Annotated in this window: 23 protein-coding genes; 12 read left to right on the top strand and 11 right to left on the bottom strand. The window is 30.6% G+C overall.

Translation table 11 applies throughout. The features are described 5' to 3' along the window. The 3 genes from ACQYZ7_RS07260 to ACQYZ7_RS07250 all read right to left on the bottom strand — a co-directional run. Window positions 1-2029: CUB domain-containing protein (locus ACQYZ7_RS07260; protein ID WP_430729104.1), on the bottom strand; the 2029-nt coding region annotated here is incomplete at its 3' end. A 383-nt stretch (window positions 2030-2412) separates the two neighbouring features. After that, the gene (locus tag ACQYZ7_RS07255; RefSeq protein ID WP_430729103.1) at window positions 2413-3549 is read right to left on the bottom strand and encodes a cysteine desulfurase family protein; all 1137 of its coding nucleotides are present in this window, start codon (window positions 3547-3549) and stop codon (window positions 2413-2415) included. A 59-nt stretch (window positions 3550-3608) separates the two neighbouring features. After that, window positions 3609-4154, bottom strand: a complete 546-nt coding sequence (locus tag ACQYZ7_RS07250; RefSeq protein WP_430729102.1) for a Smr/MutS family protein — start codon at window positions 4152-4154, stop codon at window positions 3609-3611. 83 nt (window positions 4155-4237) lie between these two features. Here ACQYZ7_RS07250 and ACQYZ7_RS07245 point away from each other — a divergent pair, with 83 nt between their 5' ends. After that, window positions 4238-4873 (top strand): hypothetical protein, encoded by a 636-nt coding sequence (locus ACQYZ7_RS07245; RefSeq protein ID WP_430729101.1) that lies wholly within the window; start codon window positions 4238-4240, stop codon window positions 4871-4873. Here the strand turns inward: ACQYZ7_RS07245 and ppk2 (ACQYZ7_RS07240) are convergent, their stop codons facing one another. Both ppk2 (ACQYZ7_RS07240) and ppk2 (ACQYZ7_RS07235) read right to left on the bottom strand, forming a co-directional pair. Continuing rightward, the gene (ppk2, locus tag ACQYZ7_RS07240) at window positions 4874-5653 is read right to left on the bottom strand and encodes a polyphosphate kinase 2 (protein ID WP_430729100.1); all 780 of its coding nucleotides are present in this window, start codon (window positions 5651-5653) and stop codon (window positions 4874-4876) included. It lies immediately after the preceding gene. A 2-nt stretch (window positions 5654-5655) separates the two neighbouring features. Next, a complete protein-coding gene (ppk2, locus tag ACQYZ7_RS07235) occupies window positions 5656-6513 on the bottom strand; it encodes a polyphosphate kinase 2 (protein ID WP_430729099.1) in 858 nt (285 codons plus the stop codon). A 69-nt stretch (window positions 6514-6582) separates the two neighbouring features. Between ppk2 (ACQYZ7_RS07235) and ACQYZ7_RS07230 the strand changes: the two genes are divergently transcribed. From ACQYZ7_RS07230 to ACQYZ7_RS07185, 10 genes are all read left to right on the top strand, one after another. Further along, complete coding sequence (locus tag ACQYZ7_RS07230; RefSeq protein WP_430729098.1) at window positions 6583-7527, top strand: lipid A deacylase LpxR family protein; 945 nt, start codon at window positions 6583-6585, stop codon at window positions 7525-7527. Between the two features lie 85 nt (window positions 7528-7612). Continuing rightward, window positions 7613-8731 (top strand): DNA polymerase III subunit beta, encoded by a 1119-nt coding sequence (dnaN, locus tag ACQYZ7_RS07225; RefSeq protein WP_115900742.1) that lies wholly within the window; start codon window positions 7613-7615, stop codon window positions 8729-8731. A gap of 134 nt (window positions 8732-8865) precedes the next feature. Then, window positions 8866-9630, top strand: a complete 765-nt coding sequence (locus ACQYZ7_RS07220) for a ParA family protein (RefSeq protein ID WP_430729097.1) — start codon at window positions 8866-8868, stop codon at window positions 9628-9630. A 9-nt stretch (window positions 9631-9639) separates the two neighbouring features. Beyond that, window positions 9640-10527: a ParB/RepB/Spo0J family partition protein gene (locus ACQYZ7_RS07215; RefSeq protein WP_430729096.1), complete on the top strand. Its 888-nt coding sequence runs from the start codon at window positions 9640-9642 to the stop codon at window positions 10525-10527. Next, entirely contained in the window at window positions 10528-11106 is a 579-nt protein-coding gene (locus ACQYZ7_RS07210; protein WP_430729095.1) for a DUF5683 domain-containing protein, read from the top strand. 1 nt (window position 11107) lies between these two features. Then, window positions 11108-11812: a 4-hydroxy-tetrahydrodipicolinate reductase gene (dapB, locus tag ACQYZ7_RS07205; RefSeq protein WP_430729094.1), complete on the top strand. Its 705-nt coding sequence runs from the start codon at window positions 11108-11110 to the stop codon at window positions 11810-11812. Window positions 11813-11891: 79 nt separating this feature from the next. Further along, window positions 11892-13472, top strand: a complete 1581-nt coding sequence (gene lepB / locus ACQYZ7_RS07200; RefSeq protein ID WP_430729093.1) for a signal peptidase I — start codon at window positions 11892-11894, stop codon at window positions 13470-13472. Further along, window positions 13472-14092, top strand: coding sequence for a WbqC family protein (locus ACQYZ7_RS07195; RefSeq protein WP_430729092.1), 621 nt, complete (start codon window positions 13472-13474; stop codon window positions 14090-14092). Before lepB ends, ACQYZ7_RS07195 begins: the two co-directional genes overlap by 1 nt. Before the next feature lie 37 nt (window positions 14093-14129). Then, entirely contained in the window at window positions 14130-14702 is a 573-nt protein-coding gene (locus tag ACQYZ7_RS07190; protein ID WP_430729091.1) for a Crp/Fnr family transcriptional regulator, read from the top strand. A 186-nt stretch (window positions 14703-14888) separates the two neighbouring features. Next, a complete protein-coding gene (locus ACQYZ7_RS07185) occupies window positions 14889-15467 on the top strand; it encodes a Crp/Fnr family transcriptional regulator (RefSeq protein ID WP_430729090.1) in 579 nt (192 codons plus the stop codon). A 133-nt stretch (window positions 15468-15600) separates the two neighbouring features. On the opposite strand, the gene ACQYZ7_RS07180 is transcribed toward ACQYZ7_RS07185, so the two are convergent. The 5 genes from ACQYZ7_RS07180 to ACQYZ7_RS07160 are packed head-to-tail and all read right to left on the bottom strand — an operon-like array spanning window position 15601 to window position 21168. Continuing rightward, complete coding sequence (locus ACQYZ7_RS07180; RefSeq protein ID WP_430729089.1) at window positions 15601-17106, bottom strand: lipopolysaccharide biosynthesis protein; 1506 nt, start codon at window positions 17104-17106, stop codon at window positions 15601-15603. 1 nt (window position 17107) lies between these two features. Continuing rightward, on the bottom strand, window positions 17108-18193 hold the full coding sequence (wecB, locus tag ACQYZ7_RS07175; protein WP_430729088.1) for a non-hydrolyzing UDP-N-acetylglucosamine 2-epimerase: 1086 nt from the start codon (window positions 18191-18193) through the stop codon (window positions 17108-17110). Continuing rightward, the gene (locus tag ACQYZ7_RS07170) at window positions 18190-19470 is read right to left on the bottom strand and encodes a glycosyltransferase family 4 protein (RefSeq protein WP_430729087.1); all 1281 of its coding nucleotides are present in this window, start codon (window positions 19468-19470) and stop codon (window positions 18190-18192) included. Before ACQYZ7_RS07170 ends, wecB begins: the two co-directional genes overlap by 4 nt. Before the next feature lies 1 nt (window position 19471). After that, a complete protein-coding gene (locus tag ACQYZ7_RS07165) occupies window positions 19472-20644 on the bottom strand; it encodes a glycosyltransferase family 4 protein (protein ID WP_430729086.1) in 1173 nt (390 codons plus the stop codon). Further along, the gene (locus ACQYZ7_RS07160) at window positions 20641-21168 is read right to left on the bottom strand and encodes a methyltransferase (RefSeq protein ID WP_430729085.1); all 528 of its coding nucleotides are present in this window, start codon (window positions 21166-21168) and stop codon (window positions 20641-20643) included. The genes ACQYZ7_RS07165 and ACQYZ7_RS07160 overlap by 4 nt, the downstream gene beginning before the upstream one ends. Before the next feature lie 296 nt (window positions 21169-21464). Between ACQYZ7_RS07160 and ACQYZ7_RS07155 the strand changes: the two genes are divergently transcribed. Further along, the gene (locus tag ACQYZ7_RS07155) at window positions 21465-23153 is read left to right on the top strand and encodes a helix-turn-helix domain-containing protein (RefSeq protein ID WP_430729084.1); all 1689 of its coding nucleotides are present in this window, start codon (window positions 21465-21467) and stop codon (window positions 23151-23153) included. Here the strand turns inward: ACQYZ7_RS07155 and ACQYZ7_RS07150 are convergent. After that, complete coding sequence (locus ACQYZ7_RS07150; RefSeq protein ID WP_430729083.1) at window positions 23150-25579, bottom strand: YfhO family protein; 2430 nt, start codon at window positions 25577-25579, stop codon at window positions 23150-23152. The genes ACQYZ7_RS07155 and ACQYZ7_RS07150 overlap by 4 nt on opposite strands. Between the last annotated feature and the right edge of the window lie 2 nt (window positions 25580-25581).

The raw sequence follows: 25581 nt of genomic DNA, 5'->3' as shown, positions 1-25581 counted from the left end.
TTCCTTGAGTCGTGATTGGTAAGCTTGCATCGTTTGTTACTGTTACACTGCCTCCACAGTTATCCGTTGCTGTTGGTACTGTTAAACTTGTTACTTCACATTCTGCTGTCACATCTGATAAGCTCGCTGTATCTGCTACTGGTGCGGTGGTATCATTTACTTTTACTGTTTGACTTACAGATAGTGCACGATCACATGTACCGTCACTCACATTTGTTAAATTAATAGTTGTATCAGATGTTACTGCATTTACAGTTACATCAACTGTTCCTCCTACACCAATTAGCACTGTTGTTGAACCTAAACCGTTTATATTGTATGTTACATTATTTCCCGCATTACCATTAATAACAAACACTGCATCTTCACTAGGACATATTGGACTATTTGAACTTACTGTAGCCTCACTTGGTAAATCATTTATAGTTACTACGACAGGTTCTATTTCATAACAACCACTAACTGATGTTAATTTTATATAATATGTTCCACTTGAAGCAACTGCATTATAATTTGTTAAAGAGGTAGTTGCTGTAGCGTCTGTCCAATATGTTAATGTTCCTGATGTACTACTTCCATTGGCTCCGTCAGTTATATCACTTGCTGCTAAATCTACTGTAGAAGGGCTACATACTGATGCTGGGTTCGTTATTATTAAAGTTGGTACAGCATCTGTATTTACTGCAGCACTTGTTCCTGCACCCTGACCTTGATCATTATTAGATCCATCTGCTGTACCTGTAGCGTTCACAAGATTAGGTACTCCATATTCATCAACTCCTCCTACGATTCTTCCATTTACATCCAATTGATTTGTTGTAACATTTTCATCACCCTCAATAGCATCGTAACACCCATCATTATCACTATCTAAATCTAGATAATCAGGAATACCGTCTCCATCTGAATCACAAGAAATTAAAGAAATGAAAATTTCATCTAATAATAATGTATTATATGCATCACTATTATTATTATTATAAATTTCAACTGTTACTGCTGTTGTTGTAGAAGTAAATAAAAATTCAAATCGTTGCCAAGATAGTGTTAACGTTCCTGTATCAATTATCTGTAAAATATTCCCTGAACCATCTTTTATTTGCATTCTTACATCGGGATAACCACTTGTGGGACCTGCACTCTCTTCCCTTGCCGCTGCTGCAAAGAAACTGTAAGAATATTCCTCATTTGGTAAAACTGTAATAGTTTCTTGATAAATTAATACCGGGGAAGATCCATTAGGATTATCTAGTCCTAAATACTTTCCTTCTGGATTTCCTGTTGCATCAGCTCCTGAATTTGATTGAAACCAAGTTCTACCACCAGCATCTGCATTCGTTCCTACCATAATATTATCAACACTTCCACTAGGAACGTTAGCGTGGTTTGATGAAGGGCTACCTGACCCTGTACCAAAATTTTCTGAAAAAGCATAACATGGTCTTTCATCAATATCTAAAATCCCATCATTATCATCATCTAAATCACAAATATCTGACACTCCATCTCCATCAGTATCAGGGTTTCCTGAAGCTACTGGGTCACATAAATCTATTGGTGCAGTACATGAAATTGAGGCATTCCACCCTCCTCTCATTATAGAACCATCCGAATTAAACACAAAATGAAGTGACGTTCCCGAAGAAGTTATAACTGTTGGAGCATTGTTGCTACAAAAATCACCTATTTTAGTAGCACTTGCATTTTCTCCATCATATATTGTTAATGTATCCCAGCAATTATTACCTCCATTATTTTCAATGGCAAACTGACTACTAAAATCAAATACTAAATTCCCTCCATTACCTGAAGTAAATGTAACGGAGTTACTTTCACCATTTCCATAATCCCCAAAAGCACCTCCTGAATCCGTAAAAGTACCTGAACAAGTAGTTATAGTTTTTCCATTTACATCCGTATCTCCAATATTATACGTTTGTGCAAAAGATTTAGCTGACAAAAAAACCGTTAACACAAAAAAGAAAACTTTCTTATATGTACTGATTTTAGAAACGTAGTTTTCCTCCATATTAATACATTTTATTTTATATACAATGTTGTGCCTTAAAATTCTTCAAGGCTTTTTATTTTTTTAATAAACAATACGGTGGGATGTAAAAAACCCCACACAAAAAAAATGTTAAGTTGCTGTTTTACAACTTATTTCTTGTGGGGGGCTTCTAAATATTTTCAGTGTGCAAAAGTAAACTATTTTTACTTTCACTAAAATATTAGACGTAAAATTAACAGTTTAAGTCACTTTATAATAAAAAAAAATACCATACACCTTTGCAATCAATAAAAACTATTTAAAAACAACCTTTAAAAGCTCGTTATTTAACTTTTACCTTTCTTATCACTACCTTTTTAACCAAACAAACAAAACCCCCTTAAAACATATTAAAAAAGCTTTTATTTATTTTTCAGTACTTTTTTAAACTGATTCAGCACATAATCAACTTCATCAATTGTATTTAATTTACTAAAAGAAAACCGTACAGATGTTTTCTTTTCTTCTTCTTCATCTAAAAAACCTCGCAACACATGAGACCCTTTACTGCTTCCACTTTGACAAGCACTACCTCCAGATACAGCTATTCCAGATAAATCTAAATTAAATAACAACATTTTATCTTCTATAGGAAACCGTAAGTTTAGTATTGTATAACTTGTTTCTTCTATCGATTCTCCGTTAATCTTAATGTTGGGGATTAATTCTTTTATTTTTTTTACAAAATACTTTTTTAATCTTACAATATATTCCTTGTCTTCTCTTAAATTTTCACAAGCTATAGCTAGTGCTTTTTCCATACCAACAATTGAGTGTACATTTTCAGTACTCGATCTTGCTCCTTTTTCTTGCTCTCCTCCATGTAACATAGGAAGTATTCCAATTCCTTTTTTAAAATAAGCAAAACCTACTCCTTTAGGACCATGAAACTTATGTGCGCTTGCTGCAATAAAATCTATTGATGTTTTTTGTAAATCAATGGCATAGTGTCCTATGGCTTGTACAGTATCTGAATGAAAATAAGCATTGTGTTCTTTACATAACGCCGCTACATCATCAATTGGCAATAAATTACCAATCTCATTATTCACATACATTAAACTCACCAAAGTTTTTTTCTTTGATTCACTTAGTAAGCCCCCTAGACTCTCTGTTAGAACAGCTCCGTTTTCATTTACCCTAACATAATCAACAGTTATTTTATGTTTTTTTTCTAAAAACTGTACCGTATTTAAAACTGCATGATGTTCTATCTTAGAAGTTATTATTCTTTCTACTCCTAAGTTTAAAACTGCATTAAATAAAATTAAGTTATCTGCTTCAGTTCCTCCTGCTGTAAAAATGATTTCACTTGAAGACACATTAAAATGTTTTGCTATGTTTTTCCTAGCTGTTTCAACTGCAGCTTTAGCTTTTCTACCGTATTGATGTATAGATGAAGGGTTACCAAAATTGGTTTGCATTGACTGTTGAACAGCTTCAATAACTTCAGGCAACATAGGTGTTGTTGCGGCATTGTCTAAGTAAACAGAATTCATAACGCAAAAGTAAGATTTTCTAGTTGATAGTTAGATTTATTAGGCTTTTTGTAAATAAATTATTCATTTTGAAAAACATACACTTCCGTAGCCCCTTGACCATATTTTTGATAAGAAGCATCGTAATACTTAACTGGATAATTATTTAACAAGTATTTCAACTCTGTTTTTAAAACTCCATCTCCTACTCCATGTATTAAAACTAGTTTTGATATTCTTTTAGATATACAGTATTCTAATTTATGTTTTGCTGTATTAATTTGTAATGATAAAATATCAAAATTATCCATTCCTCTTGTAGATTTCAACAACTTTTCAGCATGTAAATCTACTTCCATTACTATTTCTTTTTTATCTTTTACAAAAGATGTTTTCTTCTTCCTTTCTTTTGATTGAATTTTAGCTTTCAGCATTGGATTATTGATATCAGAGTATTTACTTAGCTCATTTTGATCTACTTCAACTTTCACTAATTCTTTTTTCGTAAAACAATACTCCATACTTTCATTATCTAATATAAAAACATCATCTCCACTTAATCTCACCACTACTCCTCTAATATTAGCATCTATTACAGCCACTTTATTTCCTATTTCTAAACACATTCTTAACCTTTATTTAATTAGCTAAAAGGGCATTAGCTTGTATTTTTGCAAATAATTTCACTCTGCAAAAGAACTGCAAATAAATGATAAACACTAAGAATATCAATACAAAAATTTTCTTTGAAGAAGCAAGAAAAGAATTAATTCTTACTGAAGACCGCAAAGACTTATTACTTAAAATAGCTGATACTATTTTTGAAGAGTATCTTGATAGAGAAAAAATAAATTTAAATTTTATTTGTACTCATAATTCTCGTAGAAGTCAATTTACACAGGTATGGAGCTTCTTTGCTATTGAATACTTTAATTTAAAGAATATGTTTACCTATTCTGGCGGAACAGAAACTACTTCATTTCACAGAAATACAGTTAAATGTCTACAAAAAACTGGCTTTATTTTTAGTGTTGTTGATTTTTCTCACCAAAACCCTAGATACCTGGTTTCTTTTAACGGAACTAAAAAATCTATTTTAGGCTTTTCAAAACTGTATGATCATCCTCAAAATAGCTTTCCTTTTATTGCAATTACTACTTGTAATAGTGCTGATCAAAATTGTCCGTTTATTCCTGATGCTATCGAGCGTTTTCATTTACCTTATAAAGACCCTAAAACATCAGATAATACTGAGTTAACTGAAGACACTTATCTTCAAACAAGTAAACAAATTGCTGGTGAATTGTTTTTTATCTTTGAAAAAATTCAGCAAAGATTACCTTAGTTATACCTCTATACTTTTATCGTAAGGTATTCTTTCTAAAATATAATTAATTACATTTATCCTTGCTTGTGTTTTTCTATTAGCTCGAATAACTTTCCAAGGAGATATTTCTGTATTTGTTTTAGAGAACATTGCTTTTTTATACTCTGTATAATCATCCCAAAGTTCCTGTGCCTTTTCATCTACAGGTGTCATTTTCCATTGTTTTAATGGATTGTTCTTTATATCGCTAAATCGTTTCGATTGTTCTTTTTTATTGATAGACATATAAATTTTTACCAAACGAATACCTGACTCTAGAATCATGCGCTCAAAATCGTTTACTTGGTTCATGAAAATCTCATATTCCTCTTGGGTGCAAAAACCATTTACAGGCTCAACTACTGCACGATTATACCAACTACGATCAAAAAACACAATTTCTCCTGCTTTAGGAAATTGCTCTACATATCGCTGAAAATACCATTGTGTTTTTTGATCTTCATTAGGTTTTGGAAGCGCTACAATTCTCATATGACGGGGATTGATACGTTCTGTAATTCTACGTATTGCACCACCTTTTCCTGCAGCATCTCTTCCTTCAAAAATTATAATAATTCGTTCATTTTCTTGAATCGCCCAAGCTTGTAAACGAATTATTTCAACTTGTAATTTTTTTAATTTTCTCTCATAATCAACATATCTAATCGCTCTTTCTAAATTAAAAGATTTCGATAATAAAGCCTTTAAACCTTTTGTTGTATTTAATTTATTTACGTCTCTTTGAGTTAACTTTTCCATTCTTAATCTAAATGTTTTACTGAACGATAATAACGCATTACAATATTTGGGTCTGGTGTTAAAACCGTTTTTACTTCTTCTCTTCCTTTATAATCAAACTGAGATAATACATGACGCATACACTCTATCCTAGCTTCTTTTTTATTGTTTGTTTTCACTACTATCCATGGACTATAGGCGGTATGTGTTTTACTAAACATTTCGTTTTTATAATAACTGTATGTATCCCATAATTCTTGACCTCTTTTATCCACAGGACTGAACTTCCAACGTTTTAAAGGATTGTTATTTCGAGAATTGAAACGTCGTAATTGCTCATCTTTTGAAATTGACAACCAAAACTTTATAACCACAACACCATCTTCATATAGCATGTGCTCAAATTCTGGCACCTGAACTAAAAAATTTTTGTACTGATCGTCGTTACAAAACCCCATCACAGGTTCAACCACTGCTCTATTATACCAACTACGATCAAAAAACACAATTTCTCCTGGATTAGGAAGCTCTTTAATATACCGTTGAAAATACCATTGCCCTTTTTCTACTTCTGTTGGCTTATTTAAAGCTACTAAACGAGTAGAACGTGGATTCATATGCTCCATAAAACGTCGAATACTCCCTCCTTTTCCTGCAGCATCTCTTCCTTCAAAGATTACAGCAACTCGCTTATTATTTTTTGCTATCCACTGCTGAAGTTTTACTAATTCTATTTGTAACTTCCTCAATTCTTCTTCATAATCTAGCTTTACTTTAACCTTAGTAATAGAAATTCCTTTTTTTTCAATAATAGCCAACAATTCTTCACTTGTCGAAACACTTTCAAAGTCTTCAATTGTTAATTCAGGTTTTTCTTTCATAAGTTTATTTAGTTATTCTTGTTAATAATTTAACCAAGGTTGTGCTAAAATAATACGATATTTACAGCTATGAAAAAAAATATACTACTTTTATTTATCTTATTTTCTCTTCATACATTCTCACAACGTAAATACACTAAAGAGTTTAGTTTTATAAATGACAATGATTTATACACCTCTACTTATCAAGACCGTTATTATACTAATGGAGGCTTTTTAACATATCGTTTCTTAAGCAGAAAACAAATTGAAAATATTGAAAAAAAAACATATGAAATTCAATTAGGACACCATATGTACACTCCTTATAAAGCTGTAGTAGAAACCGTTGAAGAGCACGATCGTCCTTTTGCTGGTTATTTGTTTGGTAGTTTTGGTATAAACAGGTTTTACTCAAATGAATCTATTTTAAAAACGTCTATACAAATAGGAGTTATTGGTTCTTCTTCATTAAGTAAAGAATTACAAGATGTTATTCATAAAATGTATGGTTTTAACGAAGCCTCAGGGTGGGATTACCAGATAAAAGATGCATTTGCTCTTAACTTAAAGGTTGATTATATAAAAAAAATAGCTAAAGACAATGTTTTTGATCTTAACTGGGCAAACTCTGCCAGATTAGGTACTGTTTACACTGATTTATCAACCGGTCTATACACTCGTATTGGTTTCAAACCTATAGAAAGTATTATAAATTCTATTGCTTTTCATGGAAACTTAAACAATCAGAATACAAACTTCGAGAATAAAGCTGAAGTCTTTTTATACCTAAAACCAATGCTACACTATGTTGCTTATGACGCAACTATTGAAGGAAGTTTTTTAAACGGTGGTAGTCCAGTTACATTTGAAATAGAGCCTTTTAAGTTTACAACAGAGTTTGGAATTCGTTTTACTAGTAATCGTTTTAATTTTGGATACGCCATCAATTATCACACTAAAAAACTCAAAAGCTCACGTGTTCCTAAAGGAAATTTTTACGGTACAATACAATTAAATTATCAATTTAATTAGGCTTATTGTGCTCTTTAAAAAAATAATTTTTAAAATCATCAAATTAAGATATATTTGTAAGTCTAATAAATAGAAAAATTACTAAATGAAATTTATCGTATCTAGCTCACAGTTATTAAAACAACTACAAGTTTTAGGAGGAGTTATAAATAGCAATAACACGTTACCAATTTTAGATAACTTTTTATTTGAACTATCTGAAAATGAATTAAAAATATCTGCTTCTGACCTTGAGACCACTATGTCATCAGTTATTGAAGTAGAAAGTACTGATACTGGAGCGATTGCTATTAATGCTCGTTTATTATTAGATACTTTAAAAACATTTCCTGAGCAGCCACTTACTTTTAAGGTTGAAGGAGACAATACTATCGAAATTATTTCTGAGCAAGGAAAGTACGACATGGCGTATTTTAGTGGTGACGAATTCCCTAAAGCTGTAGAATTACCTTCTCCAAGTAGTACGGAAATTCCATCAAACATTCTAGCTACAGCGATATCTAAAACTATTTTTGCTGCAGGTAACGATGACTTACGTCCAGTAATGAGTGGTGTATTTTTTCAGTTCAACTCAAAAGAATTGACTTTTGTAGCTACAGATGCTCATAAATTAGTAAAATATACCCGTACTGATATTACTGCTGATAAGTCAGCTGAGTTTATCATGCCTAAAAAACCTTTAAACCTATTAAAGGGTATTTTAGGAGGTTCAGAAAATAACGTAACTATTGAGTATAACGATACCAATGCTAAGTTTACTTTTGACAACGTAGTATTAATTTGCCGACTAATTGACGGTAAATACCCTAATTATGAAGCTGTTATACCAAAAGAGAATCCAAATAAATTAACAGTAGATAGAGCTTCTTTCTTAAACTCTGTTCGTCGTGTGTCTATTTTCTCTAGTAAAACGACACACCAAATTCGTTTAAAAATGGCGGGGACTGAGTTGAATATTTCTGCAGAAGATTTAGATTACTCTAACAAAGCTGATGAGCGATTAAACTGTGATTATCAAGGAGATGATATGCAAATTGGGTTTAACTCTCGTTTTTTAAGCGAAATGTTAAACAACTTAAACTCTAACGATGTTTTAATTGAAATGAGTTTACCAAATAGAGCTGGAATTTTAACTCCAATTGACGGAACTGAAGAAGGTGAACTAGTAACTATGCTTGTTATGCCTGTGATGTTAAACGGATAAAAAAATCACAACATACAAAATTACAAAAGCCACAGAATCAAAACTCTGTGGCTTTTGTAATTTTATTAACGTCTTTCTCTTTCAAAAATGATAAATAATTGTAAATTTACCTCTTTCAAACTTTATAAATTATAATGGGTAGAATTATTGCAATTGCAAATCAAAAAGGTGGCGTAGGTAAAACTACTACATCTGTAAACTTAGCTGCGGCTTTAGGTGTTTTAGAAAAAAAAGTATTATTAATTGATGCTGACCCCCAAGCAAATGCTACTTCTGGTTTAGGTTTAGACGTTGAAAGTATAGAAATTGGAACATATCAGGTTTTAGAACACACAATCCCTGCAAAGGACACTATTTTAAAAACTGATTCTCCAAACGTTGACTTAATCCCTGCTCATATAGATTTAGTTGCTATTGAAATTGAATTAGTTGACAAGCAACAACGCGAATACATGTTAAAAAAAGCGTTAGAAGATATTAAAGATGATTACGATTTTATTTTAATTGATTGTGCTCCATCTTTAGGTTTAATAACCTTAAACTCGCTTGTAGCGGCAGACTCTGTTGTTATACCTATTCAATGTGAATACTTTGCTTTAGAGGGTTTAGGAAAACTATTAAACACTATTAAAAGTGTTCAGAAAATACACAATCAAGAATTAGAAATTGAAGGTTTATTATTAACCATGTTCGATTCTCGTTTACGTTTATCAAACCAAGTTGTAGACGAAGTACGTAAACACTTCAGTTCTATGGTTTTTGAAACAATCGTACACAGAAATATCCGTTTAAGTGAAGCACCAAGTTATGGAGAAAGTATAATTTCATACGATGCAACGAGTAAAGGTGCCGTAAATTACTTAAATTTGGCGAACGAAATTTTAACTAAAAACGCATAATTACTGTAAATGGCAAAAGCAACAAAAAAACAAGCTTTAGGTAGAGGTTTATCAGCATTGTTAAAAGAAACTGCAGAAGTAAATTCAGCAGAAGACAAAAATGCAGATAAGTTAGTAGGAAACATTCTTGAAATCGATATAAATTCGATAGATGTAAACCCGTATCAACCTAGAACTTATTTTGATGAAGAAGCGTTGCGCGAATTAGCTAGTTCTATTAAAGAATTAGGTGTTATTCAGCCTATTACTGTCCGTAAACTTTCTAGTGATAAATTTCAATTAGTTTCTGGAGAACGTCGTTTTAGAGCTTCTAAACTTATTGGTAACAAAACTGTTCCTGCATATATTCGTTTGGCTAACGATCAGGAAATGTTAGAAATGGCGTTGGTTGAAAACATCCAACGTAAAAATTTAGACCCGATTGAAGTTGCACTTTCTTATCAACGTTTAATTGATGAAATTCAACTTACACAAGAAGAATTGAGTACTCGTGTAGGTAAAAAGCGTTCTACTGTTACCAACTATTTACGTTTATTGAAATTAGACCCAATTATTCAAACAGGAATGCGTGACGGATTTATTTCAATGGGACACGGTCGTGCTTTGATTAACGTTGATAGTAATTCTGATCAATTAAACATTTATGAGAAAATTGTTCGTGATAAACTATCAGTACGTCAAACTGAAGAACTAGTAAAAAATCTAAAAGCTGGTAAAGTTGCTAAAGCAGTAAAAAAGAAAACTTTACCTAATTATATTTCTGAAAGCGTTAAAGATATCAGTGATTATTTTGGTCATAAGATTGATGTTTCTGTAAATAATCGTGGAAAAGGTAAAATTTCTATTCCTTTTCATTCAGAAGAAGATTTTAATCGTATTAAAAACTTATTAAAGTAATTGAACGTACGTATAATCATATTCGCTTTTTTTAGTCTTTTTTTGTTTCAAAACACCTTTGCTCAAAAAGATTCTATTGCCGTTAGGGCAAAACAGCTTCAATTAACTAGCGACAAATACAACCCTTTATCGCCTTCTAAAGCAGCATTTTATTCAGCTATTTTTCCTGGAGGGGGACAAATTTATAATGGTAAGTATTGGAAAGCTCCTATAGTATGGGGAGCAATGGGTGCTAGTGCTTATTTTTATTTTGACAACAGTAATCAATACGATCGATATAGAACGGCTTTTAAGCTTCGTAAACAAGGATTGAAAGATGAATTTACCAGAGATGATGGAACTGTTCTTATCTCTACAGCTGGTTTAGAAAGCGCTCAAAAAACCTTACGTAAAAATAGAGATTTATCGTTATTAACTGGTGTGCTTTTATACGTTTTACAAATTGTTGAAGCTAGTGTTAACGCACACTTACTACAGTTTGACACAGATGACAGTTTATCTATAAAACCAGTAATAACTCCCGATCCTTTATTTATTGAAGCACCGAAAGTTGGTTTAACATTTAAATATTCTTTTTAAGATGAAAATAGCCTTACTTGGTTATGGTAGAATGGGTAAAGAAATTGAAAAAATTGCTTTACAAAGAGGACATGAAATTATTATAAAAACCTCAGGGAAAGAAGCATACGACATTACCAAAGCTGATGTTGCGATTGACTTCAGTATTCCTTCTTCAGCATACAACAATATTAGTACTTGTATTAACAATAATGTTCCTGTTATTTCAGGAACCACAGGTTGGTTAGATAAATACAACGATATTGTTGATTTATGTAATGAAAAGAAAGGTGCTTTTATCTACGCCTCTAACTTTAGTTTAGGTGTTAATGTTTTCTTTGAGCTAAACAAGCAACTTGCTAAAATGATGAGTACTCTAGAGCAATATAATGTTTCTATTGAAGAGATTCATCATACTAAAAAGCTAGATGCTCCAAGTGGTACCGCAATTACCTTAGCAGAAGGTGTTATTGAAGGCACAAATAAAAAAGCTTGGGAATTAGATCAGAAAACATCAGAAGACAATATTTCTATAACAGCTATTAGAACTCCAGATGTTCCTGGTACTCATACTGTAACTTATAATTCTGAAGTAGATACTATTGATATTAAGCATACTGCTCATAACCGTCAAGGATTTGCTTTAGGAGCTGTTATTGCTGCTGAATGGTTGAAGAAAGACAAGACAGGTGTTTTTACGATGAGAGATGTGTTAAACTTAGGTTAATAGCGTAACAAAAAACTCTAAAAACACACAAATAATATTGAATTTTATTCCTTAAAAGGAAATACAAAACATATAGATTATGACATTTACTGAATGGTTTTTATTCTTTTTATTCATACAAGTTATTCATTTTTTAGGTACTTGGAAGTTATATACTAGAGCTGGTAGAAAAGCTTGGGAAGCAGCAGTACCTGTATATAATGCTATAGTATTAATGCAAATAATAAATCGTCCAAAATGGTGGGTAATTTTATTATTCATTCCTATAGTAAACCTATTAATGTTTCCTATAATTTGGGTTGAAACTTGTAGAAGCTTTGGTTTTAATAAAAGACCTGATACTATTTTAGCAATTCTAACCTTAGGGCTATACATCTATTATATTAACTATTTTACGAAGGCAGAGCATATAGAAAACAGAAGTTTAAAACCTAGGTCTCCTTTGGGTGAATGGGTAAGTTCTATTGCTTTTGCTATTATTGCTGCTACTTTAGTGCATACTTACTTTATGCAACCATATACCATTCCTACATCTTCTTTAGAAAAAACCTTATTGGTTGGTGATTACTTGTTTGTAAGTAAATTTCATTACGGTGCACGTGTTCCTATGACTACAATCGCAGCACCTATGGCACATGATACTATTCCTGTGTTAGGTACAAAATCATTTTTATCTGACGATAAAAATAAAGATGGTTTACTAAACAAGCTATCTTTACCTTACATGCGTGTTCCTGGCTTTCAAAAAATTAAACGAAATGATATTGTTGTTTTTAGTTGGCCTTCAGATTCTCTTGCTACGATGTGGGGAGATAACTCTGGGAAATTTACCTATAAACCAATTGATAAACGTACAAACTACGTAAAACGTGCAGTAGGTACCCCTGGTGATACCTTAGAAGTGCGTGATGGTTATGTATTTATTAATGGAAAGAGAACTGTATTACCTGATAGAGCAAAACCACAATGGCTACATATTGTAGACACTAACGGTGAAAAGTTTAGTGAAGGCGCAGTAAAGAGATACAACATCAGAGAATGGGGAATGCAAGGTGATAAATATGTATTGAACTTAACTGATGAAGAGGCTGCTTTAATAGCTAAAAACCCAATTGTAAAAAACATTGAAAAACACTTAACTCCAAAAGGGACTTATGATAAATCTGTTTTTCCTCACGACCCAAGATATGCTTGGTCTACTGATAATTTTGGACCTATATACATTCCAAAAGAAGGAGTAACTGTTGAGTTAAATGCTGCAACCATTCCGTTTTACGAGCAGATTATTCGTAGATATGAGAATAACAACTTAACAATCTTTGGAAATCATATCTACATCAATGGTAAAAAGGCAAAAGAATATACTTTTAAGCAAGATTATTACTGGATGATGGGAGACAATCGTCAACGATCATTAGATGCTAGAAATTGGGGATACGTGCCTTTTGATCATGTAGTTGGTAAACCTGTTATGATTTGGTTAAGTTGGGATGCCAATGCACCTAGTTTTATAGCTAAACTAAACTCTATTCGTTGGGACAGAATGTTTACAACTGTTGGCGGTAGTGGTAAACCAGTTTCTTATCTTTGGTTAGTTTTATTATCAATTGGAGGCTATATTGTGTATAGCTTTAGAAAAAGTAAAAAGAAGAAAGCCTAATGTCACTTTTTATCCCAACGTACTTTGCTCCTATTTCGCAATATGCAGCAATCTATCAATCGGATTCTATTACTTTTGAAGTTGAAGACAATTATCAAAAGCAAACCTACCGTAACCGTTGTTATATTTATGGTGCTAATGGTAAACTTGCCTTAAATATTCCTGTAAAAAATAAAACAAAAGGAGGTAGAAAAAAAACGAAAGATACTTTAGTTGAAAATGATTTTCCGTGGCAACAGCAACATTTTAAGTCATTACAGTCAGCTTATCGCTCCTCTCCTTTTTTTGAATTTTTTGAAGATGATTTACTTACTATTTTCAACAAAAAGTATAAATTCTTACAAGATTTAAATATTGATACTCATTTATTTGTAACTGATGCTCTACAAATTAAGCAACAATTCACTAAAACAACCAGCTATGAAATAAACTCTGAAAGTACCGATTTTAGATCTTTAGCTATTGCTAAAAAAGGAATTGAAATAGAAATGGATTCTTATATTCAAATGTTTGATGACAAATACGGGTTTATACCTAATTTATCTATTTTGGATTTACTTTTTATGGAAGGAGCTAACACTATTAGCTTTTTAGAAAAAATTAATGTAAATTTGAGATAGTCCCCTCTAATTATTTCATTCTTTCATTATTTTATCTATGGAGTTTTTTAGAGATTTTTCCCAGAATTTCCACCCTTTATCTGAAGGTGCTTTGAATAAACTTTTTAATATTTTAACTATTAAAAAGTTCTCTAAAGGCTATGAATTAGTTTCTTTAGGTCAAAAACCCACAAACATATATATCTTAAAAAAAGGCATTATAAGATCTTATAACATTGGGGTTAAAGGTAAAGAACACACAAAAACTCTTTACACTCCAGTAATTACATCAGGTAACTTAAGTGCTTTGATAAAAAATGAACCTTCAGAATTAGTTTATGAATGTTTGACTGATTGTGAAGTTTTAGAGTGCAACTATCAAAATTTTTACAACCTCTCCTTAGAGTACCATGAAATTTCAATTTTTCATTACAAAATACTACAAAGTATATACATTAGAGAAGTGTCTAAAATTTTAGAATTACAGATGTTAGATGCTACTCAGAGGTATAAAAAACTACAAGAAAATTACCCAAATATTGACAACCTTATTAATCAATACCATATAGCCTCATACCTTAATATTACTCCAGTTCAGCTTAGTAGAATTAGAAAGAATTCTATTTATTAACATATGTTAATGGTCATCCTATAAAACTATTCTACATTTGTCAATGTAATTAACAAGTTACAAACCCCTAAAATATTTCAGACCTAATTTCCCCTTAAAGTTAGGTCTGTTTTTTACTTCATATAGTTTAAGTTTTTTTATTAACTTAGTAAATTACCCTCACTATTATCATATAACTTGTTAATTATGAATGATGATATAAAAAACTTTGTTCACCTCTTTATTGATTTACCTGATCATTTAATTTCTATTTTTGAAGGTATAGTTACTTTTATAGAGCTAGAACCCAATGAAATTTTCACAAAAAAAGATGAATATCCTAATGATTTTTTTATAATCAAAACAGGAATTATGCGGTCTTATTTATTAAATGAAAAAGGAACTGAAACAACTAGAGCTTTTTTTATTTCTGGAGACATATCTGGTTCTAGTTCTGCTATGATGCAGAAAATACCATCTGATGTTAATTATCAAGCTTTAACAAAAGTAACAGGTTATAAAGGAGACTTTAATAAACTTATAGAACTTACGTTAAAACACAAAGAGTTTAGTTTGTTCTATATAAAGACATTAGAGAGAGCCTATTTAAAAGCCGAAAACTTACTCTTAAATATTTCTACACTTACTTCAACAGAAAGATATCTAGCCTTAAAAGAAAAAATACCTAATGTAGATAATTTAATTACACAACGACATATTGCTTCTTATCTAAATATCTCTCCTGTACAACTTAGCAGAATTAAGAAAAAATTAAATAACCTATAATCTTTTAACATAAATTAAGAGGTAGTTTGCTTATTTTATATATATTTGTCGCCGAAGCATTTCCCCCTTTTAATGTTTCATTCCCCCTTATTATTAAGAAAAGACTTGTTCCCTTTGTGTGGTTCAGGTCTTTTTATTTTATATACCTTCTAACTAAATTATTTATCTGTTCAGAAATAGATAATTTTACTACTACAAAAACATAAATTGCTATAATTAATACACTTTTTAAAATAATGTTTACAATTGGGTGAATTGGAAAGTCAAAAAGATAAAACTTAGGTATTGAAAAATTCCAAAAATAGAATCCTAAAAACATAATTAAAATGATAACAATCATTAAAAGTGTTTTATTAGTAAAAGGCGTCATGTTAAACTTTTCTTTTACAAACCACAGTTTAAAAGTATTAAACACCAAAACTGTGATAAGTGTTGCTAGTGCTAACCCCTTTGTTCCCATTTCTAAATCATTAAAAAAGTAAATGTTTAAAAAATATACCGAGAAAGCCATTCCTAAACCTACTGGTAGGGTTATGCGATAAAACTTAGAGTTACTAATAATAGCGCCATTGCTTCCTAATAACATTAAAAACAGTTTTGCAGAGGAAATTAGTAATACTACTAACACTCCTCCTGCTCCATAATTTTCATTAGGCATTAACCTAAATAATTCTTCTACATTACAATTCACTAGTACAAAAAATAATCCTCCAATCAATAATAAGTTAATAGAGCTCTTTTTATATAAATTTTCTGTTTCCTTCGGATTATTTTCATTAATAGCCTTAGAAGTTAATGGTTGTAAAATTTGTCCCATTGCCCTACTTGGTGCTTCTATAAACGATCCAATAAACACAGCTACAGTATAATATGCCGCTGTAGCAAAGCCTTCTTTACCTGGTATCATTACCTTATCTATATCTAGGATAATGGCTCCCGCACTACCGGCTAGAATGATATAAAAAGTATATCGTAAAACTTCTTTAAAGTTATTTGGTAAGCTAAATGTGAATTTTGGTGTATATAAACGAAAAGCATATATCACCATTAACAGTACTCTTAATATATATGCTACTGACATATATATTAAAAACTCTTCTTTGGTAATCAAATGAAAATACACTGCCAAGAGTAAAACCATTACTGCTACTCTGTTATATAGCTCTTTTAAAACATTACCAAAAACCGATTGCATTTGCACTCTTGCCCATGAGTAAAACACTTCAAAATAAGCACAAGCTACCGCTATTATATAAATATAAATTGTGTAGTCTTCAATTATTAAATTTTCATTAGAACCACTTGCTACTACATAATTCATAATCCAGTTATGAAAGAAGTTCCAAAAATATCCTATTGGAATCGCTATAAATAATGGTAAAAAAATTATAGAGCTTAAAAATTTATCTTTTTCTACTTTTGAAGTATATCCAGAAAAAAACTTGATAATCGTAAAGTGAACTCCAAAGGCTGTTATAGGCATAATTAAGTTTGATGCTGAAAAAACATAAGTTGCTAATCCATAATACTCATCTCCTAAAAATCGTGTGTATAACACCAAAGTATTAATACCTCCAATTAAAAAACCTAAATAGATTATTAGAGTGTTTCTGAACGATTGTTTAAATACAATTCCCAATTTATTTTTTTATTAATTTTAGTATTGATTTATATATTTTTTCTCCTACATTATCTCCATACAATGACTCTTTAAAGTCTTTTGACAGGGTTAAGAACTGTTGAAAATGAGTTTCTATTTTTTCTGAATTAGCCCCTGTTATAGTAGCATAACCGTTATCCACTAATTCTTTCCATTCTGTTTCTTCTCTTGCTATCACGCAAAATTTCTTATTAAAGAAAGCCTCTTTTTGCAATCCTCCACTGTCAGTCACGATAAGAGCACAATTCTTTAACAGTTCTAACATAGAAAAATAACCTACAGGCTCAATAAAAGTTATATTAGGCTTTAACTTGTACTCATCAAGCATTTTTTTTGTCCTTGGATGTAATGGTAATACTACTTTTTTTGAAACATTAATTTTTTCAAGAGCTTCAAAAATATTAGTTAATTTCTCTTTATCATCAGTGTTTTCTTGGCGATGAATTGTTGCTAATACAAATTCATTTTTTACCAAACCTAAATCTTTTATAATAGTTGATTTCTCCTCTGACACCTTACTATAAAACTCCACAGCATCTTTCATTATATCACCATGTTTTTCTATCAAAGTATCAAAGCTATCAAATCCTTCATTTTTTAAATTTGATACTGCTATTTCTGTTGGACAACTTAATAAGTTTGCTATCCTATCTGTCAAAATACGGTTTATTTCTTCTGGCATTTGCATATTGAACGAACGTAATCCAGCTTCAACATGTACTACTTTTATATGAAGTTTTTTGGCGGCCAAAGTACCTGCCAACGTCGAATTTGTATCTCCATACACAACGACCACATCCGGCTTTTCTACTAGTAAAATCTCTTCAATTTTCTCTAGCATTTGCCCCGTCATCGCTCCATGATTTAACCCATTAATATTTAAATTATACTTAGGCTTGGGGATTTGCATTTCTTCAAAAAAAACAGCGCTCATATTAGCATCAAAATGTTGCCCTGTATGCACTATTATTTCTTCTACTTCATTGTGTTTTTGAATCACTCTACTTAACACGGCTCCCTTTACAAATTGGGGACGTGCACCTAATATAGTTACTACTTTTTTCAAGAATTAACGACTTGTTTTAATATGATGGATAATTTTTCTGTTAGCTTTTTTCGATGATATTGCTCTATGTTTTCAGAATTAACTTCTAAAGCTCCTTTCTTATATTGATTATAAAGAAGTTTAATTTCTTTTTTCATTCTTACTACATCATCAAAATCAACAATAGCTCCTGATTTAGTTTTAGCAAGTATTTCTGCTAAATCACCATCTTCTGGACCTACTGCTAAGATAGGGCGTTTTGCTTGTAAATATTCAAAAATTTTACCTGTTATAATTCCTTTAGCACTTGGTACTTTGTTTACAGCTAACAACAAAACTTGCGAAGTTTTTTGATGCTGTTGTACTTCTTTGTGCGGAACATAAGCAATTTTTGTAATATTTTTAAACTGGTGTACTTCCAAAGATTTTTCAACTTCCTCTGCTACTTTTCCTATAAGTTTAATTTCTAAATCTTCTGTAAACTCTTTATCTTCTTCACATAATTCTAACAACGCTCTCCATAAAACCTCAGGGTTTCTATCAGCATTCATCAAACCTATATGTGTTATTGAAAATTTTTTATCAAGAATAACATTCATTTTATTATTTAACCCATAATCAAATCCATTAGTTATAACGTGAATATTCTTTGAAAATTTTTGATAATTCTTTTTCATAGTCTCCCCTACCACCAAACTTACATCAGCATACCTTAGTACTTCTTGCTCTAATTGATGGTGCTTGGCTTTGGATTTTTCAGTTAAAGGTAATTGATGAAAATAATCAATATCTGTCCAAGGATCTCTAAAATCTGCTATCCACTTCACCCCTAGTTCTTTTTTAAGTTGTAATCCTATTAAATGTAAACTATGTGGTGGACCAGTGGTTATAATGGCATCAATAGCATTTTCTTTTAAATATTTTTTAAGTTTCTTTACCGAAGGTTTTACCCAAAATTTTCGTGCATCAGGAATAAAGTAATTAGCTCGAACATATTGCATTACCTTACCAATAAAACTCGGATTAGGGGCTAAAAAACCAGCACTTGTCTTCGTTTCCTTTTTCTTGAAAATTGATAATAAATCGTTGGGTTCCCATATTGGGCTCTTTAATACTTCTAAGTTATTTGGAACATCGTTTTTTAGTGAGTCATCTATAATTGGATATTTAGCCTCGTTAACAGTATAAACTATTGGTTCAATATTAAAGTCTCGTAAATATTTTACAAACTTCAACCATCTTTGTATCCCTGAACCTCCTGCTGGCACCCAATAATATGTAATTATTAATACTTTCAAATTATAAATTATTGTACAAGTTTATCAACTCTTTTGAAGTTTTGTCCCACGTAAACTCATTTCGAACAAAAGCTTCTCCATTTTTACCCAACCTCTCTCTCAATTGTTCTTCTTTGTATAAGGTTAAAACTTTCCTTGTAAAGTCTTCTATATTTTTTTCTTCGTGTACCAACCCTGCATCTACTTTTTCAATTATATTTTTTTGGGCTGTAGCATCACTAACTAACAAAGGTTTCCCTAAGCTCATATATTGAAACAACTTATTTGCATGTGTAGTATCATGATGTATGTTTCTATGTAGTGGAGATAAACAAATATCACTGCTTTTTATATAATTGGGAAATGTTATTTCATTTTGCCATCCTTCAAAACTTACATACTGCTCTACGTTTAAATCTTCTGTCAATATTTTTAAGTCTTCATTAACGCTTCCTACTATTATTAGTTTGATATTTTTTATATCCTTTTTTAAAATAGGTAAACTTTTTATTACTGTTGCTAACCCTCTCCTTTCACCTGTATCACCTATGTACAGTAAATTAAAATTATTTTTTACTGTGTATTCTTTAAATTCATTTAATGATTCAAAAAAAGATTCTCTAACAGTATTAGGAACTATAACAACATTTTTTGATGCTATTTTAGTTCTTCTTAATAGTTCTTCTTTTGCTTCTTTAGTAACAACTATTACTTTACTAGCTTTTTTAATAAACTCTTCTTCTTTCTGCTTCCATTTGTTAGTTGATATTAAAAAACTTTGTGGGAACTTTTTTAAATGAGGATAAAACTTCATTATCTCAGGTCTGTTCTCGTGTAAATCTAATACAACTGGTAATTGCATTTTTTTATTGGCTAACATAACAGCCTTAGCAACAACCATATCATGTACATGAATAGTTTCTACAGCATATTTATTAAGAAAATGGGCTATCTTTTTTTTCATTAGAAGAGAGTATAACGGCACAGTATAAGCCAAAGCAGATAACTTATACTCTACCTTATTTGACTTGTATCTCTTTACCTTTATCTCATTCACAAACTCTTCTGATGGTTCATTTGTATAGGTTAAACAAAACAAAAAAACCTCATGCCCTTCTTTTATTAGCTCTATAGCCTCATTTTGTACTCTAGGATCAGGAGGAAATGTTTTATCTAAAATCATTCCTATTCTCATTTCACATTCTCTTTTTCTGCATATACAGCATAATATCTAGGTGTATACTTTCTCAGAATAGGCCTAACTCCTAACTTGTTAATTGGACTAGTCCATTTTTTAGTATCAACAATATTCCATCCTGATTTTTCTAATAACCAATCGTATTGCCAGTCTTCAAACTCATGATAATGCCTATCCCACATATCTGTTTTACTTCTGTATGCATTTGTAAACCATAACTTCAAAGGGATAGTAGTTATTATTTTTGGTGCTTCAATTTCTCTTAACACGTTAAATGGCGCTAATAAATGCTCAAAAATTTCAAAAGCTGTTACTGCATCTACTTTGTAATTTTTAACTATTTGAGGTAATAAATCTAGATCTTCACCATTCGTATTATAAACTGTATATCCGTTTTCTTCCATTATTTCAGAAAAAGGATTACGAACTCCTAAATCTAGTACAGTCGCTGGAGCTGGAAGATGTTTTTGCAAAAACTCAAGTGTATATTTATATCTTTTTTGAGGTAATTTAGAATACATGAACATTATTTTAACAACAAATGTATTACTATTTTATCATTCCAAACAACAAAGCCTTAAAATAGAATTAAGTAAACATTCTATATAAAAACAAAAGCGAAAGATTGCCCCTTCGCTTTTAACTAATTAATTTTCCATAGCAACTCGTACTTAGTTATTAGTACATTTCACCTATAACAAACATATTATTCTTTCACCTATTAAAAAAGCATCATTAAAATAGTGTATATTTGAAGTTATTGCCTATGTGTTTTAGAAAAAGACTTTTCTTTATTTGATTGATTTTTTATATTAAAATGACCAGATTTATAGCTATACTACTTATTACCTTTTTTTTCTCTACAAAAACTGTATCTCAAACAAAGTATTTAGACTCTATAAATCATAATAAAATTAATTTTCATAAAAACATTAATAATGATAGCTTATTTTTTTATTGTGATAAATTAGAAAAATCAAATAATATCTGTAAAAAACTGGAAGCTTCTACTGGCAGAGCTTATGGCTTTTATAGGTTAAAAAAATATGATAAGGCAGAAAAAACATCTATTGCTGTAATAAAACAAGTAGATTCCCTATTAAAAACAAAAGATTTAACTTGTCTTATTGATAGAAAAATTGCTGCTCTTAATAGACTTTTTTGGATTAAAAAGAATCAAGAAAAGTATGAAGAAGCCTATTCCGTACTTATAAAATATGAATATGAAGTATTGAACCATCCTATAAAAGATCAAAAATGGATTAGAAATAAACTTGGCCTTGCTCTTAGTAAAGCTGTGATAAAAAACAAGCTTAACATGCAAGAAAAGTCTAAAAACATATTATTAAATATTATTTCTGAATCCAAAACCCCTATTCTAAAAAATGTTCAAAATAATAGCTTTTTTCTCCAGTGGAAAGCTAATTCGTTTAATTGTTTAGGAAATACATACATGTCTATAAACAGTAAGCAACCAAATAAAGTTTATTTAGACTCTGCTGATTACTATTTTGACAAAGCATATAAAATTGCCCAACTATTCAATCCTCAACATAAAGACTCTGAGATTATTTATAATTTCAGAAAGACTGAAATTTTAATGGCTCGAAAAGAATTTTCTAAAGCTATAGATTTAATTAACAATTACAAAAAGATAAGTAACGGATCCCCATACCTTCATAGAGAATATTTTCAAAAAGCTATCTCTTTTCACAACTTAAACAATTCAGATTCTGCTATTTACTACTCAAACAAATTCTTAAAAAAATATGAGAAATGTGAACCTAGTAAGCTAATTACTTTATATGACATCCTTTCTAACGAGTACAACCAGTTAAACAAATTAGATAGTGCTTATAAATATTCTAAACTTACTTTAGAACAATTTAATTTAACCAAAGACAACAAAGAAAAAACATTTAACTTATTCTATAACAACAACTTTAATAAAGCTCAAAAACTTAACAGCACTATCCAACAAAGAGAAACTAACAAACAACGAAAGCTAATTATCTCTTTTATTGCGTTGTTATTAACTTTCATTATTATCACTTTTTACCTTTTAAAAAAAGAAAAAGAAAAGAAAAAAGAGCTTATTTTAATATTGAACGAAAACAAACCTGTAGAAACAGAAAAGAAAGAATATAACATTGATGAAGTCTTAGAAACTAAAATTCTTAACGAATTTAAAAACGTAACTAATAACTTAGATTTTTTAAAACCTGAATTTTCAATTAATTACATTGCTGAAAAACTAGATACCAATACCACTTATATCTCGTTCGTTTTTAACAAACATCACAATGAATCTTTTAAACAGTACTGTACAAAGCTTAAAATTAACTACGTAGTAGAAAAGTTAAAAACAGACAAAAACTTCAGAAAATACTCTATACAAGCTATTGCAGAAGAAATAGGTTACACCAATGCTTCTGCTTTTACAAGAGCATTTAAAAAACATATTGGTGTAACTCCTTCTATATTTCTAAAAGATATTGAAAATTAGTCTCTTCTCTTTTTTATCATAAGCCAACCAATAGATATTATCAGTAATAAAGCATAACAGAGCATAGACAGCAGACTTCCTGTTTTTATTACAGTAGGCTCATATTTAAACGTTATGGTGTGTTTACCTACAGGAACATTTAGTCCTCTTAAAACATAGTTTACTCTGTAGTATGGTACACTCTTTCCATCAATATAAGCATTCCATCCATCTTTATAATAGATTTCTGAAAATACAGCAAATTGATTTGAGCTTGTATTTGATTCATACACCAATTCAGTAAGATCTTTCTTTACTAAAGAAATAGTAGCTGTTGAATCTTTTTCAAACGCATCAACGCCTACTTTAAACTCCTTTGAGTTTATAACCGCTTCTGTTTTGGTTTTCAAGCTATCTAATGCTATAATTTCTTCATTAGCTGAATTAACTTCTTTTAGAGAGTTTACAAACCATGTATTTCCGTTCGCCTCAGGATTTTCTTTAAACTGCTCGTCATCAATAATGAAATACTTAGTGTTTAACATATTTAGTACTTCCATGTTATTTTTAGCTATTTGATAATCAAACAACTCTTGATAACGTTTCATTTTTGCTGCATGGTACCCTCCTATCGAGTTATGGAAATAAGAAGTTCTACCATCCTGCATAGATGTTTGATAATATAATTTTTTTCCTTCTGGTGTTTTGGTTATACTAAAAACAACAACTCGATAATTTCCAGTATCCTTTAAAATTTCTGTATCAGCCTTTGTTGTTGTAAATGGTTTTTGCACTCTTCTTGCTGTAGTAAAATCTTCTTTATTAACATAATTGGTATCTATTGATACTAAATCAAAAATTATTAAGCCTCCCAATACAATTAACACAGGTACTTGCTTCAGTTTTCCTTTTAAATAAAACCATAACATTCCTGCAACAGCTAAAACAAGAAAAAGAGAACGTAAACTATCATTAAACAACATTGATTTTCTATCAGAAATTAAAGCATCTATTAATTCTGGAAGTTGTTGATATCGTCCATCACGTAATCCTTCAAAAGCAAACAAACTAGATCCAAACAGTAAGAATAGTAAAGAAATACCTCCTACAATATAAAAAGCTTTCTTTACTGCATCTTCTTTTTCTTCGGAAGAATTCTCAGAAGAGAAAAATTCTTTTAATGCTAGAACTCCTAACAACGGAATACACAGTTCTGCAATTACTTGTATTGAAGAAACTGCTCTGAACTTATTATACAGCGGAATATAGTCGATAAATAAGTTCGTTATTATAGAGAAATTTTTACCCCAACTTAATACTATGGAAAAAATAGTAGCTGCAACCAACCAATACTTTAATCGCCCTTTCACTAAGAAAATCCCTAAAAAGAACAAGAAAAAAACAATTACACCAATATAAGCTGGTGCTTCAACAATGGGTTGCTTTCCCCAATAAGTTAAAACTTGACTAGAATAATCTTTCGCTACACTTTTACCTGCATTTTGTTCTAAAACTTGATAAAAATTAGAATTCTCCCCTAATTCTTCAACTGTTCCTCCACCCATAAAACGAGGAATCATCAAGTTAAATGTTTCAGCAATTCCATAACTATATTCAGTTATATATTCCTTATCTAATCCAGAAGATTTTTCTTTAGGCATCCCTTCAGTAGTAATTGTTAACTCCGATTTACCTCGTGTACTATAATCAGCATATTCTTTCATAGCTAACAACCTAGTAGAGTTAGCTCCAATACCAATTAACATTGCTGCTACTAAAATAGCTGCTTGTTTAAAAAATACTGGTAATGTTCTCGATTTGAAAGCTTCTATAAACTCAACAATAGCCAAAACCAACAAACAAAACCCTAAATAATAAGTCATTTGCGGATGATTAGAATAAATTTCTAAAGCCATTGCCAAAGCTGTTAGAGCAAAACCTAATAGATAACGTTTTCTGAAAATATAAATAACTCCTGCTATAACCATGGGCATATAACCAATAGCATGTGCTTTAGCATTATGACCTGCTCCAAAAATAATTATCAAATAGGTAGAAAAACCAAAGGACAAACTACCTAAAACAGCAAGTTTCCAGTCTACTTTTAAAGCTGTTAACAGTAAGAAAAAACTTAAAAAGTATAAAAAAAGATAATCTGCAGGTCTAGGTAAAAAACGAATTGCTTTATCAATATAACGCACAAAATCATTAGGATAATAAGCACTTACTTGATATGCAGGCATTCCACTAAAAGCATTATCTAACCAATAAGGCTCTTCTCCTTTTTCAGTTCTATACTCTTTTACATCTTTTGACATTCCTATAAATTGGGTAATGTCACTTTGTTTAATTTGTTTTCCGCTTAAAACCGGATTAAAATACAATACAGATGTTATTGCAAAAACAATAATTGCTATTGCAAACGGTAAATATTTCTTTAAGTTCATGG

Source organism: Tenacibaculum sp. SDUM215027 (genome assembly GCF_050566205.1).
In the GTDB taxonomy this organism is placed as follows: Bacteria; Bacteroidota; Bacteroidia; order Flavobacteriales; family Flavobacteriaceae; genus Polaribacter.
The sequence above is the reverse complement of the archived record's forward strand: the minus strand, read 5'-3'. Positions and strand labels throughout refer to the sequence as shown.

What these genes read in the sequence shown, in the direction of transcription:
- lepB (WP_430729093.1), top strand. Translation starts at nt 11,892, where the DNA reads ATGACATTTACTGAATGGTTTTTATTCTTTTTATTCATACAAGTTATT.
- ACQYZ7_RS07165 (WP_430729086.1), bottom strand. Translation starts at nt 20,644, where the DNA reads ATGAGAATAGGAATGATTTTAGATAAAACATTTCCTCCTGATCCTAGA.
- ACQYZ7_RS07230 (WP_430729098.1), top strand. Translation starts at nt 6,583, where the DNA reads ATGAAAAAAAATATACTACTTTTATTTATCTTATTTTCTCTTCATACA.
- ACQYZ7_RS07195 (WP_430729092.1), top strand. Translation starts at nt 13,472, where the DNA reads ATGTCACTTTTTATCCCAACGTACTTTGCTCCTATTTCGCAATATGCA.
- ppk2 (WP_430729100.1), bottom strand. Translation starts at nt 5,653, where the DNA reads ATGGAAAAGTTAACTCAAAGAGACGTAAATAAATTAAATACAACAAAA.
- ACQYZ7_RS07155 (WP_430729084.1), top strand. Translation starts at nt 21,465, where the DNA reads ATGACCAGATTTATAGCTATACTACTTATTACCTTTTTTTTCTCTACA.
- ACQYZ7_RS07150 (WP_430729083.1), bottom strand. Translation starts at nt 25,579, where the DNA reads ATGAACTTAAAGAAATATTTACCGTTTGCAATAGCAATTATTGTTTTT.
- ACQYZ7_RS07220 (WP_430729097.1), top strand. Translation starts at nt 8,866, where the DNA reads ATGGGTAGAATTATTGCAATTGCAAATCAAAAAGGTGGCGTAGGTAAA.
- ACQYZ7_RS07215 (WP_430729096.1), top strand. Translation starts at nt 9,640, where the DNA reads ATGGCAAAAGCAACAAAAAAACAAGCTTTAGGTAGAGGTTTATCAGCA.
- dapB (WP_430729094.1), top strand. Translation starts at nt 11,108, where the DNA reads ATGAAAATAGCCTTACTTGGTTATGGTAGAATGGGTAAAGAAATTGAA.
- dnaN (WP_115900742.1), top strand. Translation starts at nt 7,613, where the DNA reads ATGAAATTTATCGTATCTAGCTCACAGTTATTAAAACAACTACAAGTT.
- ppk2 (WP_430729099.1), bottom strand. Translation starts at nt 6,513, where the DNA reads ATGAAAGAAAAACCTGAATTAACAATTGAAGACTTTGAAAGTGTTTCG.
- ACQYZ7_RS07160 (WP_430729085.1), bottom strand. Translation starts at nt 21,168, where the DNA reads ATGTATTCTAAATTACCTCAAAAAAGATATAAATATACACTTGAGTTT.
- ACQYZ7_RS07250 (WP_430729102.1), bottom strand. Translation starts at nt 4,154, where the DNA reads ATGTGTTTAGAAATAGGAAATAAAGTGGCTGTAATAGATGCTAATATT.
- ACQYZ7_RS07255 (WP_430729103.1), bottom strand. Translation starts at nt 3,549, where the DNA reads ATGAATTCTGTTTACTTAGACAATGCCGCAACAACACCTATGTTGCCT.
- ACQYZ7_RS07190 (WP_430729091.1), top strand. Translation starts at nt 14,130, where the DNA reads ATGGAGTTTTTTAGAGATTTTTCCCAGAATTTCCACCCTTTATCTGAA.
- ACQYZ7_RS07185 (WP_430729090.1), top strand. Translation starts at nt 14,889, where the DNA reads ATGAATGATGATATAAAAAACTTTGTTCACCTCTTTATTGATTTACCT.
- ACQYZ7_RS07245 (WP_430729101.1), top strand. Translation starts at nt 4,238, where the DNA reads ATGATAAACACTAAGAATATCAATACAAAAATTTTCTTTGAAGAAGCA.